The 17347-nt window shown below is 40.2% G+C and carries 17 protein-coding genes and 2 pseudogenes; 14 read left to right on the forward strand and 5 right to left on the reverse strand.

Translation table 11 applies throughout. The features are described from left to right. The 6 genes and pseudogenes from PSR9079_RS24065 to PSR9079_RS19170 all read left to right on the forward strand — a co-directional run. Positions 1-161: pseudogene (locus PSR9079_RS24065) on the forward strand (alpha-amylase family glycosyl hydrolase); the annotation flags it as partial. 694 nt (positions 162-855) lie between these two features. Beyond that, positions 856-1416, forward strand: a complete 561-nt coding sequence (locus PSR9079_RS19150; protein ID WP_149982880.1) for a hypothetical protein — start codon at positions 856-858, stop codon at positions 1414-1416. Positions 1417-1497: 81 nt separating this feature from the next. Further along, positions 1498-1914 carry a hypothetical protein gene (locus tag PSR9079_RS19155; RefSeq protein WP_145241528.1) on the forward strand — a complete coding sequence of 139 codons (417 nt, stop codon included), beginning with the start codon at positions 1498-1500 and terminating at the stop codon, positions 1912-1914. Positions 1915-2047: 133 nt separating this feature from the next. Beyond that, positions 2048-2428 (forward strand): hypothetical protein, encoded by a 381-nt coding sequence (locus PSR9079_RS19160; RefSeq protein ID WP_149982881.1) that lies wholly within the window; start codon positions 2048-2050, stop codon positions 2426-2428. Then, positions 2388-2948, forward strand: a complete 561-nt coding sequence (locus PSR9079_RS19165) for a hypothetical protein (RefSeq protein ID WP_246175612.1) — start codon at positions 2388-2390, stop codon at positions 2946-2948. Before PSR9079_RS19160 ends, PSR9079_RS19165 begins: the two co-directional genes overlap by 41 nt. A gap of 365 nt (positions 2949-3313) precedes the next feature. Then, complete coding sequence (locus PSR9079_RS19170) at positions 3314-5842, forward strand: excinuclease ABC subunit UvrA (RefSeq protein ID WP_149982970.1); 2529 nt, start codon at positions 3314-3316, stop codon at positions 5840-5842. 18 nt (positions 5843-5860) lie between these two features. On the opposite strand, the gene PSR9079_RS19175 is transcribed toward PSR9079_RS19170, so the two are convergent. Together PSR9079_RS19175 and PSR9079_RS19180 are read right to left on the reverse strand one after the other, a co-directional pair. Continuing rightward, entirely contained in the window at positions 5861-6145 is a 285-nt protein-coding gene (locus tag PSR9079_RS19175) for a transglutaminase-like domain-containing protein (RefSeq protein ID WP_149982882.1), read from the reverse strand. 253 nt (positions 6146-6398) lie between these two features. Continuing rightward, on the reverse strand, positions 6399-8822 hold the full coding sequence (locus tag PSR9079_RS19180; RefSeq protein ID WP_149982883.1) for a PKD domain-containing protein: 2424 nt from the start codon (positions 8820-8822) through the stop codon (positions 6399-6401). A 293-nt stretch (positions 8823-9115) separates the two neighbouring features. Here PSR9079_RS19180 and PSR9079_RS24170 point away from each other — a divergent pair, with 293 nt between their 5' ends. From PSR9079_RS24170 to PSR9079_RS24070, 3 genes and pseudogenes are all read left to right on the forward strand, one after another. Beyond that, positions 9116-9244 (forward strand): hypothetical protein, encoded by a 129-nt coding sequence (locus PSR9079_RS24170; RefSeq protein ID WP_257325656.1) that lies wholly within the window; start codon positions 9116-9118, stop codon positions 9242-9244. A 202-nt stretch (positions 9245-9446) separates the two neighbouring features. Continuing rightward, positions 9447-9587, forward strand: a complete 141-nt coding sequence (locus PSR9079_RS23720; protein WP_179959225.1) for a hypothetical protein — start codon at positions 9447-9449, stop codon at positions 9585-9587. Between the two features lie 214 nt (positions 9588-9801). Then, positions 9802-10054, forward strand: a pseudogene (locus tag PSR9079_RS24070) (hypothetical protein); the annotation flags it as partial. Positions 10055-10074: 20 nt separating this feature from the next. Here PSR9079_RS24070 and PSR9079_RS19190 read toward each other — a convergent pair. Next, a complete protein-coding gene (locus PSR9079_RS19190; protein ID WP_149982884.1) occupies positions 10075-10968 on the reverse strand; it encodes a LysR family transcriptional regulator in 894 nt (297 codons plus the stop codon). A gap of 117 nt (positions 10969-11085) precedes the next feature. On the opposite strand from PSR9079_RS19190, the gene PSR9079_RS19195 reads away from it, so the two are divergent. From PSR9079_RS19195 to PSR9079_RS19205, 3 genes are all read left to right on the forward strand, one after another. Beyond that, positions 11086-11733, forward strand: coding sequence for a DsbA family protein (locus tag PSR9079_RS19195; protein ID WP_149982885.1), 648 nt, complete (start codon positions 11086-11088; stop codon positions 11731-11733). Positions 11734-11800: 67 nt separating this feature from the next. Beyond that, positions 11801-12682, forward strand: coding sequence for an MBL fold metallo-hydrolase (locus PSR9079_RS19200; protein WP_149982886.1), 882 nt, complete (start codon positions 11801-11803; stop codon positions 12680-12682). Between the two features lie 130 nt (positions 12683-12812). After that, on the forward strand, positions 12813-13277 hold the full coding sequence (locus tag PSR9079_RS19205; RefSeq protein ID WP_246175613.1) for a nuclear transport factor 2 family protein: 465 nt from the start codon (positions 12813-12815) through the stop codon (positions 13275-13277). Positions 13278-13403: 126 nt separating this feature from the next. Here PSR9079_RS19205 and bcp read toward each other — a convergent pair whose 3' ends face one another. Both bcp and PSR9079_RS19215 read right to left on the reverse strand, forming a co-directional pair. Further along, on the reverse strand, positions 13404-13880 hold the full coding sequence (gene bcp, locus PSR9079_RS19210; RefSeq protein WP_149982887.1) for a thioredoxin-dependent thiol peroxidase: 477 nt from the start codon (positions 13878-13880) through the stop codon (positions 13404-13406). Between the two features lie 10 nt (positions 13881-13890). Beyond that, a complete protein-coding gene (locus PSR9079_RS19215) occupies positions 13891-14424 on the reverse strand; it encodes a glycine cleavage system transcriptional repressor (RefSeq protein ID WP_145241549.1) in 534 nt (177 codons plus the stop codon). 352 nt (positions 14425-14776) lie between these two features. Between PSR9079_RS19215 and bamC the strand changes: the two genes are divergently transcribed. Continuing rightward, positions 14777-15838, forward strand: coding sequence for an outer membrane protein assembly factor BamC (gene bamC / locus PSR9079_RS19225; RefSeq protein WP_149982888.1), 1062 nt, complete (start codon positions 14777-14779; stop codon positions 15836-15838). 67 nt (positions 15839-15905) lie between these two features. Then, complete coding sequence (locus PSR9079_RS19230; protein WP_149982889.1) at positions 15906-17324, forward strand: YjiH family protein; 1419 nt, start codon at positions 15906-15908, stop codon at positions 17322-17324. Positions 17325-17347: the final 23 nt, after the last annotated feature.

The following is a 17347-nucleotide window of genomic DNA, read 5'->3' on the forward strand; positions in this document are numbered from 1 at the left end:
CTATGCCAAAAGTGCTCCTGACTTTGAATATAGAAGAGGCACAATGGCTTGAATCAATTCAACGTTTTAGGCAGCAGTACTCAAATTTTGCAGGCAGCAAACAACGGTTAAAGCAGCAAGCCGCCAGTAATGATGTAAAATGGTACAAAGGCACAGGCTGAACAGTTGCATCATTATTAGGTTGTTTTAAAAATACACTATTGAACAAAGTGACGGCCTAGCTTCGCCTAAAATTCTTTCCAAGCACCTCAATTCTAAGCTCTGTAACTAACACTAATAGTGTGCAAAAAATAATGATACGGTTACCTATGACGGGAGAGGTGCTAAATTCTCTGACACAAAATATGTGTTTGTCCTTTTTATTGCAGGCAGCAAGCCGCCAGTAATGATGTAAAATGGTACAAAGGCACAGGCTGAATAGTTGCATCATTATTAGGTTGTTTTAAAAATACACTATTGAACAAAGTGACGGCCTAGCTTCGCCTCAAATTCTTTCCAAGCACCCCAATTCTAAGCTCTGTAACTAACACTAACAGTGTGCAAAAAATAATTATACTATACATACCCACGAGAGGGGTGCTAAATTGTCCTGACAAAATATGTGTATGTCCTTTTTATTGAGAAAAGCTGCAAAACACGATGCATTAATAAAGGTAAGCTGCTACCTCTCCAAATAAGCCACTTAAACACCTGTCATACATTCCAAAACGCCCATTAAAGCAACAGTAAATCCTCTTTTTATATTTCACGTAAAATCGAAGTAACCGATTGAATCAAAATAGGAACTCGGCTATGGTTAATACATCAATAAAAATAAATTAAAAACGAGTTATTCTACAGCCTCGTTAGGGATACATGATAAAGATTGCACTCAACGTTACCATTTCACTTTACTTTCTTGTGTGGCTTTTCATATTTTCCACCGGAGGAGGAACCTATTCTGATTCTAATAAGGAAAGTATCGAGCAGAGTATTCGCTATTATCATAGTATTCGTGATGATTTAAACTTAATGGTAAATTACGTAAACGAATTTAAAGCTGATAAAGCTTTATTTCCTAGCGAATCAGAGCTAATTGGTTGGGTAGAAGCAAACCAACAAATTGAGAACTATGTGAAAAATTTTCACATAGAGTTCTTTCTGGGTGATTACCCATCTCATGTAGTAGATGAGCTTGGATTTCCAGATGAAAATTCATATGTTATTTCGTTGTGGACTGGAGATCAGCATTTATACTATGCATCATGGCTAGAATTAAACAGCGCAGATGTCTCAGTGGAAGAATTTGGTATTGCTCGCTCAAATTCAGGTATACACGTTTTATTTTCTTTATTGTTGCTTCTTGTACTTAATCTATATATACGCAAAACAGAGAAAAGTATGCCATACAAGAGAATAAATAGTGATTCTCTTTAGTTTGTCATTTTTAGTTGCAAACAGCGCAATAAAACTGCCAAACTAGCTCACACATTATTCAGGCGTTTAGTGCTAAAAAATATGAGTGCTATCGAATATACAAATGATGGATTCAGGCTGTCTCTTGAGCCACTAGAGATTGAGGGGCGAACTAGTTCTATTGCATTTTCTATTGAAATAGAACTTAAAACCAAACCGGATGACAACCCTCTTTCCCAAAGCATGAAATTTAACTATCCTCATGTCTGGATTGAAACGGATGAACTTGATCGGTTTGAGAAAGAATTAAGTCAGATTCAAGAAGCAACACTTAGAGATATGAGTGATTATGTCTTATTTGCAGTACGTGGGTCGGATGCATCCACAGAATTAGAAATAAATCCTAGAGATGAGCGCATGTCGTCAAGCGCAGCAAATATCAACTCCATATTGTTGTTGGCTCCACGGGTCAAGAAGGGGCTGGCTAATACATTTAAAGAGTATCCCAAATGGTGGTGAAAGCACTTATCAAAAGGCTGCACCTGACATTTTTTGCTACGCTCAATTGTGTATGTCGCGTAGCTCAATTTTACACAATTGCTCAACGCTAAAACTGCAGGTGAGCTTGGCGTTAGCACTCAAGGATAGAACTGTGAATTTTTTAAGCTTGGATTCCATTATTGATACCTCACTCAACGATGATTTGTATCTACGAGATGGTTCCTGGAAAATTGTTAAAGGCTTAAATTCAGAAACTGAACAATGGTTAGATTTAGCTGCATTTACAAAAGTATTTACTGACACTCCTGAATTTAAAAATGCTGAATCAGTTTGGGCTTTCGAGATTTTCGAGCGGATTTATCATAAGTTAGGAGAACCCAAGCGTTTGAGTGATTCTTTCCAATTCACTATTGAGTCATTTTTTGAATTTCAGAAATCTACAGAAATACTAGAGTTGTATCTTGTCCCTCAAAATTTAACTTGGGTTTTTTATGCCAATAGAGATAATTGGAAATATGCAATTAAGTGCTAACAAAAATATCATGGTGGGAATTTTACTCGCTGAAAAAGCGCTCCTAAAATCCCCATATGTTAAACGTTATGTGCCTAGGTTGAGTATGAGAGTATTTATAGTTGTTTTTGCTGCGATGATATCCAGTTTTGCTCACTCAAACTCTGAGTTAGATGCCGAAAATGAGGGAGAGGCAGTTGGAATAATATATGGCTACTTTAAAAAAGTAGATGTTATAAAGTTCATGTGCGAACGGAAAGCACCTGAAAAAGGAGCGCTACTTTCAGAAGCTATTGATAAATGGAAGACTCGAAATAGTTCTGTGGTTGCTAATTTAACTGACGGGCTAGATAGAACTCCAATAGATATGCGTGAACAGCTATTTGAAATGGCAAAGCAAGTTTCAAGAAATAAGATCATTCTATTTAACAAAATGAGTCAGTCCGAAAAAGAAAATACTTGTGCCTCATTAGCTGAACATTTGAATTCTGATTCTTACAAAAATGAGTACCCAATTGCCTATAAGCTCATGAGTGAATAGGTACATAACAAGCTCCTTAAACATCGCGGCCTGCGGCCGCTGGACTCGCAATAAGTTGCTCGCCGTTTAGGCGTGCGTTCAGGCTGTAGAATTACTCATTTAGGAACTGGTTCTACACAATTAACTTGATTTTTTTTTAACCTTTAATTGAGTTGGTTACTGTGATCTGATAGATATTATTCACCCACGGTAAATTGTTATGGCTCTTTCGTTGGGTAAGGAGTTAAGCCTGACTTATCCTGCCAAAATAAATTCATTCCAATCAATTATGCTGAATAATTTTAGCCTTGCTAATTTATCATCAACCTCCATATCTATAAAACCGTAAGGTGGTTTTTTTATGCCAACACGCTACAAAAAAGGAGATAACAATCTTTCGACAAAAAAACAAACCTAGTCATACTGAGCCTGATGAATGTATCCAAGTCAGAGGTGCGCGGGTTCACAACTTAAAAAACATCGATGTTGATTTGCCCCGTAATGCCTTGGTGGTTTTTACTGGTATTTCTGGCTCAGGAAAGTCGTCATTGGCCTTTGGCACTTTGTTTGCGGAATCTCAGCGTCGTTACCTAGATTCTGTTTCGCCTTATGCCCGTCGCTTGATTGATCAAGTAGAGGAGCCAGATGTTGATTCAATCGAAGGGTTACCGCCAGCAGTAGCACTGCAACAGCAGCGAGGAACTCCATCGGTGCGTTCATCTGTTGGTAGTGTTACCACGATTTCTAATGGCTTGCGCATGCTTTATTCCCGTGCAGGGCAATATCTAACAGGTCAAAATATACTTTACGCTGACGCCTTCTCGCCTAATACTCCAGAGGGCGCTTGTGAGCGATGCCATGGTATAGGTCGTGTATTTGAAGTGACAGAGAAGTCGTTGGTACCAGATGACAGCAAGACCATTAGGGAACGCGCTATCGCGGCATGGCCACCAGCATGGCAAGGGCAAAATTTATTGCGTATTTTGATTGCATTGGGCCATGAAGTTGATACTCCCTGGAAAAAATTGCCGCAAAAAACGCGGGATTGGATCTTGTTTACCGATGAAACCCCTGAAGTGCCGGTTTATCGAGACTACAATATTAGCCAAATACGAGAAGCAATTGATAAAGGGGAAAAGCCCAATTACATGGGGACCTATACAAGCGCTAAGCGTTTTATTTTGCAGTCATTTGCTACTACGCAAAGCCCGCGCACCAAAAAGCGGGTGTCGCAGTTTATGCAAATTTCTCAATGCCCCGAATGTCAGGGAAAAAAACTCAAACAAGCGTCACTGTCGGTTAAATTTGCTGGACTTGATATTGGTGAATTGTCGCAATTGACGCTGACTGAGTTGGCGTTGCGGTTAAAGGATACTGCTAATAGCAAGCCCGACGATAACACCGCTAATCGAGAAAAAGCCATCGTCGCACAGCGTATTGCCAGCGATATTCTTACTCGTGTTGAAGCGCTTACTCGACTTGGTTTGGGTTATTTGTCGCTTGAACGTGGTACGCCCACGTTATCTCCGGGCGAACTACAGCGCCTGCGCCTTGCAACGCAGATCCGCTCTCAATTATTTGGTGTCGTTTACGTATTAGACGAACCCTCAGCCGGTCTGCATCCCGCTGATACTCAAGCATTGCTAGGTGCCTTAGATGAATTAATCGCAGCGGGTAATTCAGTATTTGTGGTAGAGCATGATGTTAGCGTTATTCGCCATGCAGATTGGATTGTTGATGTAGGTCCCGATGCTGGAATCCATGGCGGAGAAATTATTTACAGTGGTCCGCTTGAGGGCTTGCGCGAGGTAACCGAGTCTTACACTGGTCGATTTGTGTTTAATAAAGATAACAGTGCAGCACATAGGCCAAGACAGCCGAATGCTTGGCTCAAATTAGTTCAGGTTAAGCGAAACAACTTGAAGAATATCGACATTGAGTTTCCGCTAGGGCTTATGACTAGCGTTACCGGTGTCTCGGGTTCGGGAAAATCGAGTTTAGTCAGTCAGGCGCTGGTGGAGCTTGTGTCTGATGCCCTTGGTCAGCAAAATACCGTCGAGGCACCCAATGATGAGACTGATTTACTTGAGGAAGAATTAGAAATCGCCACCAGCGGTAAAATTGTTGATGGCATACAGCACATCCGACGTTTAGTGACCGTGGATCAGAAAGCTATTGGCCGAACACCACGCTCAAACCTTGCCACTTACACCGGTTTGTTTGACCACGTACGTAAGCTATTCGCCGCCACACCCAAAGCAAAAGCGAGGCACTACAACGCAGGGCGCTTTTCGTTTAATGTAGCAAAGGGGCGTTGTTCGAATTGTGAAGGCGTAGGATTTGTGAGTGTCGAATTGTTGTTTTTGCCTAGTGTTTATTCGCCTTGTCAGGTATGCCAAGGGCAGCGTTACAATGACGAAACGCTCGATATTACTTATCGAGATAAAAATATCGCTGAAGTGCTTAATTTAACCGTTGAAACTGCCCGTGAATTTTTTATGGATGAGCCTTTAATAGCGCGCGCTTTGGATGCCTTGTTGCAAGTGGGGCTCGGCTACTTAAGGCTTGGTCAGCCTGCTACCGAATTATCGGGCGGTGAAGCGCAACGGATAAAATTAGCTACTGAGTTGCAACGAGCGCAACGCGGTGACACTTTATATATTCTCGATGAACCCACTAATGGCCTTCATCCCGCAGATGTCGCTATGTTGATGTTGCAATTAAATGGTCTGGTAGACGCAGGTAACACCGTAATCATGGTTGAACACGATATGCAGGTCGCGAGCCGTAGTGACTGGGTCATTGATATTGGTCCTGGTGCGGGCGATGAAGGTGGGAGTATTGTTGCTCAAGGACCACCGGCCAATGTCGCTAAGTCAAAGGCCAGCCAAACAGCACCCTTTCTGTCGCCTTAGCATTAGCCTGACTTTAGGTTATCGACGTTTTTCTTTACTTAAGTTGGTGATTAATTGCGATGTTGCGCTGCCCCGTATACCACCATAGTAGGCATGGTGTTTTCGGGGGGCGCTGGACGCGACAGCAAAGTGGGTATTATCAGTCAAAATACCATGGTTGGGGTTAAAACCTAACCAACCTGTACCAGGTAAAAAACCTCTGCCAAGCGTGCAGTTCATCGAAGGGGTTTCCATATCAAAATAGAAATAGCCGCTGACAAAACGCACGGCAATGCCAAAATGGCGCAGCAGATTAATTTGCATCTAAGACAATTCACTACAAGATCCTTTGTTAATTTTAAAGGTTTCATTAGCGGGTAATGGTGGGCTATCTTCGCGATATTCAATACTAAAATCTTGGTGTATCTAGGTGATATAGAGCTGAACGTCTCACTAAAAATCAGTGATATCTACTCAAAAAAGCTTCTATACTAGTACAAAAGCTTTTCTGATTAAGATAAATTGAATCGACCTAAGCTGAAAATTCGATAAAGGTTTATCAAGCAAGATTTAATCATTATGGGGTGAGTTGGTCACAGATTTCAAATGTGTGCTCAACAACATCATTTGAGTTAGCACGTAAATCTAATTGCCATTCTTCCTTATGATCATAATCTCCTTTTTCGGTGTTTTTTATCCAAGTAACAGGATAATCATCTGGTTCTACACGATATAAAAAAGGTGCAAGTATTGAAAAATCTTTGGTTTTGCCAATAGTGATTGTTTGATTGTCAGAAACGGACTGATCTAATTCTCCCCCTTCTAACGTGAAATCTAATGAGTTAAATTTAAGCTTAAGCTCAGTAGGGCCGCTATACCCTTCACAAGCTGTCAAACCAATACGGACATTTTGCTTAATAAGTGCTGTTTTTGTTCCTAAGTCAATAATAAAGTGGTTGGTAGTTACCTGCTGCTCTCTCACAACGGTAGCAGATGTAAATGGAGAGCTAAAACCCATAATGCTAAATTTCTTCTCTACTCCTACGCCTATTACTGCTTGATAATAGCCATTATCATCCGTAGAGAAATATAAACTGTCTATTATTGCTTCACTTGAAAACAGATCGACATTAGCAAGGCCGCGCCCTAAAGCATCAACCAGACGACCGCTAACACTACCAAGCCAGCTAACATCATGCAGAGAAACAGCAATTAAAATGTGTTTTACAACCGTATTACCCGCATCGTCCGTTACACTAACCGAAGCAGTATAAGTACCAAGGGTTAGTGGCGTAAATGAGGTTATCGCTTCAGTGGTATTTGCTAAAATTGACCTACTATATTCAGGTTTACTTAAAGTCCAAGAATACGTTAGTGCGCCTCCCTCAGGATCTTTACTTAATGAGGCGTCAAGTATTACTTCGCTACCATAAGAAGTAGCTCGTTCACTGTCTCCCGCAAGGTGAATAACAGGCGGTAAATTTTCTTGGGCGGTAATAGCCAGCTGCACTGGATCTGAGCTTTGGCTACCATCATTAACGATCAACTGCACAACATATTCACCCCCTACTAGCGGAGTAAAACTCGGGTTTTGAGATTGAGCATCATTTAACTCACTATCGCCAGCCTGACTGAGCCATACCCATTGATAGCTCAGGTCTGCTCCTTCAGGATCCTGACTACCACTGCCATCTAATGTTACTTCTTGGTACAAATATGCAGAGGTTGCAGCCTTTATTTTAGCGATAGGTTTTTGATTACTTTTCGCGGTGATACGAACTTGACTCGGTGTTGAGTCAGCTTGACCGTCATTAACAACCAAAGAAAAAACATACTCACCGTCAACATCTAATTCAACCATTATTATTTGTTGATTTGATGTTATTAATTGCAGATCACTATCATCAGGTTTTTTAATTAAAGACCATTGATATGCTAAAGGAGATTGCTCAGGATCATAGCTAGCAATAGCTGACAGCGGAATACTTTGACCTGTGTTAACGATTTTATCGGGTCCTGCATTAGCAACAGGTACTTGATTACCCGAAACTACCTTGACTATCGCACTGGTGCTTGTTGAAGCTAAAGTAGGATCAGCAACAGTTAACTCTATTTCATAGTCTCCTGGCGTATCGGCAGAGAACTCAGCATCGACCGTGCGATAATTATTGAGCTCCACACTGGAATTACTTGGCTGACTAATAACTTCCCATAAATAGGTTAATAGATCGCCATCAACATCATAACTATCACGAGCACTTAAATTAAGTGTTTGTGACATTAATACTTGCGGAGCAATAAAAGAAATCGCTGCATTAGGGCTACTATTTTCAGTATGTGGCTTTACCTCAATATCGACTTCGTCTGTTGATTGTTGCCCTGTATCATCACTAACGATCAACCTAAGGCGATATTGCCCCATAACATCGGCTATAAACTCACTTTCTATCGAGTTAATTTTGTCTAACACTACAATACTGCTCGCCGGTTTATCAATCAAGCTCCATTGATAGTGAATATTGCCCTGCAAGACATAGCTTGATCTTCCACTGAGCTTAATTAACGTTCCGAGTTTAACGCTTTGATCTGGTCCTGCATGTGCTACCACTGCCGCCGTCGCTTGCTCAACATTAATATCATATGAAGCAACGACGCTATTGACGGTACCATCATTAACCACAAGTGTTAGCAGGTATTCACCTTTAGTAGCAAAGGCCAAGGTAATATTTTGTGCGGTGGTATTAGCTAAGCTGATAGCTTGCTTATCACTGTTAACTAATGACCACTGATATGTGAGCTTATCTTTATTGGCATCATGACTTTTGGCGGCACTAAAAACAAATTCTTGCCCAACAACAAATATTGACTCTTGAGCTACGGTAATTACTGCGACTGGTGCCTGATTAACAACAGTGGTTTGTTTGGCGGGTGTATCTGACGAGCCACCACAACCTGACAAAAAAACGATAAAAAATAATAAAAAAAATACATTAACTTTCACTATAACTTCCTTGTAAAAAACTATTCAAACTAACTAATTCGATGAGTTAGTACCTAAAATGGAGGCTATCTTGTAAGCGGCTAAAAATCAATCTAAAGATGTTAATAATCACACAAAGGTTTAAAAGAAATGTAAAATAACGTTTTCAAAATGGGGAGAGGGCGTTTTCTTAGTTTGTTAAAACCTATGTAAGTAAACTCTGTTTAATGGGACTATGGTTAAACCATCAATAAAAATAAATTAAAAATGAGTTATTCTACAGGCTCATAGCACTATGGAATTGAGGGTTTTCCATGAGATCTAAGAAGCTAGATACTCTAATTTATGTATACATGGAATTAGCCGATGCACTTGGCAAACTAAATAGCCCAGAGTTAGAGCCGTTATTAAATAGCTGGCCTTTGTCTTTGGGGTCAGGTTAACGAAATAATTAATAACCCTGATAACGCAGTTAAGCCTTCTGAAATCGCATCAGGTTTTGAACAAGGGCTACGTGACACGCATCTGATGCTTGGTGAGCTAAATGCACAATATAGGTCGTCAGCAATCGAGGTCTTTTATAAAGTTGTCGGCTTGCATTTGCCTCGCTTCTTTCAAAAAAGCAAGGCGCAGCTAGAGCGTATCGTGGCTAAAGGTAAAATCAAAAACGAAAATGAGTGGCACCTAGTTCGTCACCGAGTAGATGAAATCGAAGGCCAATCAAATAACGACGCGGAGCTAGAAGTTCTTAATGAACTACTTGGTCAATTGGAAGCAAGCGTATGACACATATGAGCCTTAACTCTGCCAATAAGCGCTATTAGTCTTTTTGACCGTTTTTATATAATGTTGGTCAATTCTAAATTAATAAACAAACTCGTTTAATTCGTCTGTCGATACGTCAGTAGCTTGCGTTACGCAGTAATCGATTATTGCGGTCTCATCGCGGCCTAATTTTTTCTAGACAATAAACAAGACACCCAGCCTAAAATTTGGTCATTGTATTTCCCTGTGTGCGTATGCAGTGATGAGTAATCACACGCACTTAGCACTTAAGTTGATGATAAAAAGCAAATAGACTTAATGACAAAGCTATAATTCTACGCTGGCATAAGCTGTGTAAAGCTACGTTATTGACGAAAAAGTATTTGCAATGGGTAAAATTGAGTAAAACAGAGCTCACCTTTTTGAATCAAACGGTTGAGCAATACCACGGGCGTTTAAGTAGCATTAGCTGGTTTATGCGCTTATTAATTTTAAGTTATTTGTATTTTTAAGTGTCTGTTTTTTCAAAATACGCAATTAGGCGCTCGAGTAACTTTCTAATCGCGATAGATTGATGTTTGCGAGAACGGTATATGGCGTAAATACCTAAGGACGCTGGCTCATAGTTGGGGAGCACATGAACCAGCTTTTTATCATTGATCAACTGTTGTACGGCATGTTTAGGTTGTAAAGATATACCGCGTCCTTTGAGTGCTGATTGAAGTAAGAGCATTGATTCATTCGCACTGAAGTTGCCAGCGACTGAAGTAACAACTGCGAGTTCTTCTTTGCTGAAATGCCACAAACTTTTTCCAAAATTAGAATAAATTAAGCAATTATGTTTGGCCAAATCATCAGGATAAACAGGGTAACCAAAACGATTTAGGTAATCTTCGGTGGCGCATAACACTGAGCGGCAACGACCCAGCGGGCGTGCAATGATATTGGGGTCTAAGTCGTTGGTAATACGTATTGCTAGATCGATTCTATCTTCAACTAAATTAGTTACTTGGTTACTGATATGAATATCTATATGTACTTTGGGATACTCATCTAAAAACTGATCAATTACTGCTGGCAATAAATTAGCGGCGACAAATTGAGAGCAAGAAATACGGATCGACCCTTCAGGTTGTGCGACATGATCTTGCTCTAAAGGGATAGACACTTGTTTGGCTAAATCTAATAACGACAGACAATTGACAAAAGCTTTTTCACCTGCGGCGGTGAGCGTGAGTTTACGCGTAGAGCGATGTAATAACTGACTATTCGCCCAACTTTCCATTTCGCTTAAGTACCTAGTTACCATCGAGCGCGACATATCTAACGAATGCGCTGCGCTGACCATACTACCTTGCTCGACAATTCTAACAAAGACTTGAGCTGCGGTGATCCTGTCCATTTTATTTCCTATATGTTCGATATATGCAATTAACTATTGCCTGTTGTGATGTTTATTGCAACATATTTGCAATTTATACTTGTTTCATAAATTTAATACTGCTGATAGGAAAATAAAATGAAGACCTTGCATTTCATTATGGATCCGCAGTGTGGTTGGTGTTATGCCGTCGCACCGCTGATTGATGAACTCACTCAATTAACAACAATAGATATTAAGCTGTATGGCGGCGGCTTATTTTCAGGGGCTAATAAACGTCAGTTATCAGCTGATTTTCATCAGCAAATAATCGCCATGGATAACAGGATCACGAGTTTAACGGGGCAAGTATTTAGTCCAACTTATTATGAAACGCTATTAGATGATAAGCAGCGAATTTTAGATTCAGATACGCCGATCACGGCGCTATTAGCTGGTGGATCTTTAGGTCTTAATACTGTTGCCATGCTGCATAGAATGCAAGTTGATCAATTTGTACTTGGCCGTTCTCAGTCTGATATAGCTAATTTAGCTAACATAGCCACTCAACTTGGTGCTAGCTCTAGGGCTTTTTTAAATGCGTTTGGCCTTTTTAGTGGCGAAAAAACGCAGCAGCAAATAATTAAAGCGCGGCAGATGTTGAATTTAGTTGGCGGTAGTGGGTTTCCAACACTTGCGTTTGAGCACGGCGATGGCGCATTTACTAAATTAGATCACTCGCGTTATTACGGTCAGCCACAGCAGTGGTTAGCTTATGTAAAACAATTAATTAATACGATTGATTAACCAATAATTTTACACGTTTAAAAACACCCAATTTACTCGCTAAATGAGCGACATTTTAGAGGCTACTATGACATTTTTATCTAAATTAATTCAGGCAAGCACGCTTGCTACAATGATGGCAGTATCTGCCAATGCAGTTAGTGCAACACTTGCAACCAGTGTGTTTAATCCACAACAAAAAAGCACGTTCCCAGTTAGTTCGGTGTTGATCAGCGGTCCAACCGAAGCGATTTTAGTTGATGCGCAATTTCAGCGTAATGATGCACAATCAGTGGTTGAGTTGATTAAAAAATCAGGTAAAAAATTAACCACTATTTACATTAGTCATGGTGATCCTGACTATTATTTTGGCTTAGACGTGATCACCGAGGCCTATCCTGATGCTAAGGTATTATCAACTGCTAAAACCCGAGATTATATTAAAGCGTCAATGGTGCCTAAAAAGGCTTATTGGGGGCCAATTCTTAAAGAAAACGCACCGCAAAAACTAGTTTTGCCAGAAGTATTGCAAGGCGACACCTTATTGGTTGATGGTGAAAAAGTGAATATTGTTGGTCTTGACGGTCATGATCCAAAACATACTTTTTTATGGATCCCTTCGACTAAAACTATGTTGGGTGGTGTTGTGGTATTTAACAACATGCATGTTTTTTTAGCAGATACGCAAACACCTGAATCACGTCAAAGTTGGTATAAAACCCTTGATGTTATTGAGCAGCTGCATCCTAAAACTGTGATCTCTGGTCATATGTTAGGTGATAAGCCATTGACTATTGAAGCGGTGCACTTTACTCGCAAATACATTCAAGACTTTGAAGCTGCAGCCAAGTCTTCAGCTAATTCAAGTGAATTGATGAGTAAAATGAAAGCAAGCTATCCAAATATTGGCGGCGATAGCGTATTGGCGTTAAGTGCCAAAGTTATTATGGGCGAGATGCCTTGGGGCTAATTACTACAGCTTAAATTTATTTATGGCTTTTCAAGCTGCTTGCAGTTTGAAAGGTCTGTTCAACTCTTTGTACAGGCTTCATTTCATGGGGGGAATTCAGCGAGTAATCACGATAGTAATGGCTTTGGCTATGCTTCAAGCATGCAGTACCACTGCCAAAATATCGTCATTAGAACATTACAATAGTTTTAATCTGGAGACTAAATCGATGACCAATCTTGATATTGTAAAAAGTACTTATGAAGGTAAGACCTCAGAAGAAAACGGTAAAAACCTCAAGCGTTATATAACAAACGAAACACAATGGACGGAAGCCGCTGGTTTTCCATATGCCGGAACCTACCAAGGCTTTGATGAAATTGAAAAAAATGTATTTGTACGGTTAGGCAGTGAATGGAATGGTTATAATTTTGCGGTAGAAGACTATGTTGCTGCTGGCGACAAGGTGTTTGCTTATGGTAGCTATAGCGGAACCAATAAAGCCACAGGCAAATTTTTTAAGGCCAGAGTCGCCCATTTATGGATACTCAAAGAGGGTAAGATCATCAGTTTTGAACAATTTGTTGATAGTAAAACCGTTAGCGATGTCATGTAAAAAAGTAGTTTTTTAATAACAACTACAAGTATGTTGTAGGTGCGCTTTTATTTCGTACTCTCGTGCATAAAAAAAGCGTTGCCAATCGGCAACGCTTAAGTTCAACTCTGTAGCACCTAGCACCGATTATTTAGTCAAATAATCCAGCACCACTTGATGGTGGTCTTTGGTTTTAAATTTATCGAAAAAGTGCTTTATTGTTCCGTCTTGGCCGATCAAGAAGCTTAAACGGTGTTGGCCGTCGTACTCTTTACCCATAAACTTTTTGTAGCCCCATACGCCGAATGCTTCTGCAATCGCGTGATCTTCGTCTGAAAGTAGGTCAAAGTTTAATTCTTTTTTGGTTTCAAAGTTCTTTAATTTTTTTACCGGATCAGGGCTGATACCAACCACGCGGGTATTTAGCTGTGCTAACACGGCTTTTTCATCACGTAAGTTTTCAGCTTGCACGGTGCAACCAGGTGTTGATGCTTTTGGATAAAAGTACACTAATACTTGCTGCTCTTTTAATAGCTCTGCAAGGACGATTGTTTCATCATCTTGGTTTTGTAAGCTAAAAGCGGGGGCTTTGTCGCCGGCTTGTAATGGATTAATTGTGTTCATGCTTTGCTCCTTAGCGAATGCGTCGAAATATGTAATCTACGTTTAGAGTACGCGACAGATCTTCAAATTGGACTTTAAACGTATCAATGTCAACCTCAACAGGAATGTTAAACTCCAGTTCACAGCGCATTTTTGTATCTTTTTCTTCGTCATAGGTATCTGACTTTAAAGAACAAATACTAATGTGGTTGTCGGCAAAAAAGCGGGTAACTTTACTTAACGTGCCAGGTGTATCGATACCTGTATATTCGAGGGTGTAGCCAGCACAAAATTCACTTTGAGTATGACTGGCTGTCCGCTTCATCATAGTGAGTAAGCCCAGCTCCATGCCTTTGAGGGGCAGGGTGTGTTCAATGCGGCTGATTGCCGACATATCACCTGATAACAGCATAATAAATGTAAATTCATTGCCTAAGATGGCAATGCGACTATCAATAATATTACAGTGACAGTCACTGACTAATTGGGTTAATTCACTGACAATACCAGGGCGATCATCGCCAATGGCAGTTAAAACGATCTGATGATTTGAAAAAGCAGTCATGAATTCAAGTACCTAGGTTATATTATTAATAACAATCAGAGTAAGCTAAGCCGGCAATTACCACCACACGGCGGCGAAGTTTAACACAAAACAATCGCTAAACTACAGGCCGAGATAATTAAGCTGTTATTAAAGCACAGTGTTTCTTGTTTTTAGTGGCATGGGAAAGTACCATAGTTAAAATTTTGCATATTGACAGGCTGACACTTACGTTTAGCCGTACCCCAAAGTAACGGGTTTTGCATAAAAACAAGATACGTAAAGTTAATATTGACTTTACACTGAACCAAATCGGCATAACCCACTCATATATTTGTTAAAACAATTAAGGGTATGCTAAGGAGAATTATCTGTGCAGTATTGGATCCCAAAAGCGCTTGCTGTAAGCGTATTGGTTAGCTTGTCAGGATGTGGTGTGTTCACTGACGAAGCGCATCAAAAACGTAATTACCGTGCCAGTGAGCCGGTACAAGTGCCAGGACAATTGGCTCAGCCAGCTTTAGACCCCATTTATAAAATGGATGTGGCGGAATATGACAATAATCCGGATTCAACAAACTATCGTCCCCCAGCACAAGTATTAACTGTGGCAAAAGGCAGTTGGGTTGAAGAAGGTGATAAACAAGCACGCGTTTATTTTGATAAAAACGATGGTATTGCCGATTTAGATGAGTTTATTTGGGATTCTGTGCACGCTGTGTTAGCGGAACACCAAACAAAGGCAATCAAACAAGATAAGTTATTAGGTTCAATAGAAACTGACTGGTATGCCATAATTAAACCTGAAGAAGGTTGGTTATGGGATAGCGATACTGCGGTATCTGAGCAACGTTTTATTTTTACTATTGAAGAAAAGTCACATCAACGCACAGCTTCATTAAGCGCTAAGTTAGCTGAGTATAAAAGTAAAGATGTGCCATTGACACCAGTTTTACAACAGCAGCTAGAAGTGCGTGCACTGAACCAAGTAGTGGCTGAGTTTGATTATCGCTATCGTCAACTTGAAGTTGAAATACGTAAACAACAAGGCATTATTTCGCTGGAAATGGGTTTTGATAATAAAGGCAATGCGGCACTGGTAACTGAACAGGATTACTTTGTAATATTTGATCGTTTCTCAGGATTTCTTGAGCGCCTATCGTTTACGATAGTTGAAATTGATCAAGAACGTGGTTTGATCACGGCTGATTACAACAAACCTGAATCAAGTGTTTGGGATTCAATTTGGGGTGAAGAACTTGCTGAATTGCCGATTGAAAACGGCCAATATCAAATCTTAGTCAGTCGCACCAAAGAAGGTGGTACTAGCTTAACGTGGATGGACGATGAAGGCACAACGTTAGAGCCTGGTACGATGAATGACTTACAACAAGCGTTAGAAAGTGCTCTGCGCCAACGCGGTATTAAAATTTAATAATAAATAATAATAACACCACAAAAAGAGCTTTTGCTCTTTTTGTGGTTTCTACAGGTTGAAAATAATGTCTAATCTAGCTTCCTCTCACCCGCAGTTTGACTTTAAGGTATGGTTTAATTTTTTAGTTCCTTCATTGATTGGCGTCCTCTTATTCATGACTCCAGTGCCAATGGACGGGGCAATGACTATTCCTATCGCTGTTATGGCAAAAGCGGTGCAAGCACATATTACATCGTATGCCGATACGTTGATCACTCTAATTATTTGTACTACAGGTGTTTTATCATTGATTTTCAAGGCTTTTAAGCCTGCGGTATTAATGAAATCTACTATTTTAAAGCATCTTTTTGATGTGCATTGGCTTTGGCTAGTGATCCGCTTATTTGGTATGGCGTTTATTATCTTAACGGTTTTAAGTATTAATAATCCGGATTTTAAATCGACGTTACCAGAGTTTTTAATTCCACTTTTCGATGGTATTACATCAGGAAATACCGGTGGCTTAGTGCTAAAAGATTTATTGCCGGTGTTATTTTCGGTATTTATTTTAGCGGGTTTATTACTGCCTTTATTGTTGAATTTTGGCTTGCTTGAGTTAGTAGGCACGTTATTAACTAGAGTAATGCGCCCGTTATTTGGCGTTCCAGGGCGAAGTGCTGTTGATTGTGCAACCTCGTGGCTAGGTGATGGCAGTGTGGGTATTTTAATGACTGCGCGCCAATATGAAGAAAAGCATTATACTCAGCGTGAAGCGGCGATTATCGGTACTACGTTCTCCGCGGTATCAATTACGTTTTGTTTGGTGGTATTAGGCCAAGTAGGGCTGGAAAAATTATTTGCCCCGTTTTATTTAACCGTTTGTTTAGCTGGGGTTGTTGCTGCGCTGATCGTGCCACGTATACCGCCATTGAGCTTTAAAAAAGATATATATATTGATGGAAGTCAGCCTGATAAGCATAAAGAACGCGTGCCACATGGCAAAAATGTGTTCAAACATGCGCTACATGTAGCGCTGCACAAAGCTAAAAACTCACCGGGCTTTGCTGGTACCATAAAAGAAGGTATTCACAACGCATTAGATATGGTGTTTGCAGTATTACCTGTGGTTATGGCTGTGGGCACGTTCGCATTAGTTATTGCTGAATATACGCCGATATTTGCTTATTTAGGCAAACCGTTCATCCCATTTTTAGAGTTATTACAAATCCCAGAAGCAGAAACTGCTGCGCAAACGATCATGGTTGGCTTTGCGGATATGTTTATTCCGTCAATATTAGCTGCTGGCACGATCGAAAGTGATGTTACTCGTTTTATTATTGCGGCAATGAGTGTAACCCAGTTGATTTACATGTCAGAAGTGGGCGCGCTTTTATTGGGTAGTAAAATCCCAGTCAATATATTTGAATTATTTGTAATATTTATTCTCAGAACCTTGATCACGTTACCCGTTATTGCCCTGATGGCACATTGGTTGGTTGGCTGATCCTGCCAGTTGTTAATTTATAA

This window comes from Pseudoalteromonas rhizosphaerae, assembly GCF_902498845.1.
Lineage (GTDB): Bacteria > Pseudomonadota > Gammaproteobacteria > Enterobacterales > Alteromonadaceae > Pseudoalteromonas > Pseudoalteromonas rhizosphaerae.

What these genes read in the sequence shown, in the direction of transcription:
- PSR9079_RS19150 (WP_149982880.1), top strand. Translation starts at nt 856, where the DNA reads ATGATAAAGATTGCACTCAACGTTACCATTTCACTTTACTTTCTTGTG.
- PSR9079_RS19155 (WP_145241528.1), top strand. Translation starts at nt 1,498, where the DNA reads ATGAGTGCTATCGAATATACAAATGATGGATTCAGGCTGTCTCTTGAG.
- PSR9079_RS19165 (WP_246175612.1), top strand. Translation starts at nt 2,388, where the DNA reads ATGCCAATAGAGATAATTGGAAATATGCAATTAAGTGCTAACAAAAAT.
- PSR9079_RS19175 (WP_149982882.1), bottom strand. Translation starts at nt 6,145, where the DNA reads ATGCAAATTAATCTGCTGCGCCATTTTGGCATTGCCGTGCGTTTTGTC.
- PSR9079_RS24170 (WP_257325656.1), top strand. Translation starts at nt 9,116, where the DNA reads ATGAGATCTAAGAAGCTAGATACTCTAATTTATGTATACATGGAATTA.
- PSR9079_RS19190 (WP_149982884.1), bottom strand. Translation starts at nt 10,968, where the DNA reads ATGGACAGGATCACCGCAGCTCAAGTCTTTGTTAGAATTGTCGAGCAA.
- PSR9079_RS19195 (WP_149982885.1), top strand. Translation starts at nt 11,086, where the DNA reads ATGAAGACCTTGCATTTCATTATGGATCCGCAGTGTGGTTGGTGTTAT.
- PSR9079_RS19200 (WP_149982886.1), top strand. Translation starts at nt 11,801, where the DNA reads ATGACATTTTTATCTAAATTAATTCAGGCAAGCACGCTTGCTACAATG.
- PSR9079_RS19205 (WP_246175613.1), top strand. Translation starts at nt 12,813, where the DNA reads ATGCTTCAAGCATGCAGTACCACTGCCAAAATATCGTCATTAGAACAT.
- bcp (WP_149982887.1), bottom strand. Translation starts at nt 13,880, where the DNA reads ATGAACACAATTAATCCATTACAAGCCGGCGACAAAGCCCCCGCTTTT.
- PSR9079_RS19215 (WP_145241549.1), bottom strand. Translation starts at nt 14,424, where the DNA reads ATGACTGCTTTTTCAAATCATCAGATCGTTTTAACTGCCATTGGCGAT.
- PSR9079_RS19230 (WP_149982889.1), top strand. Translation starts at nt 15,906, where the DNA reads ATGTCTAATCTAGCTTCCTCTCACCCGCAGTTTGACTTTAAGGTATGG.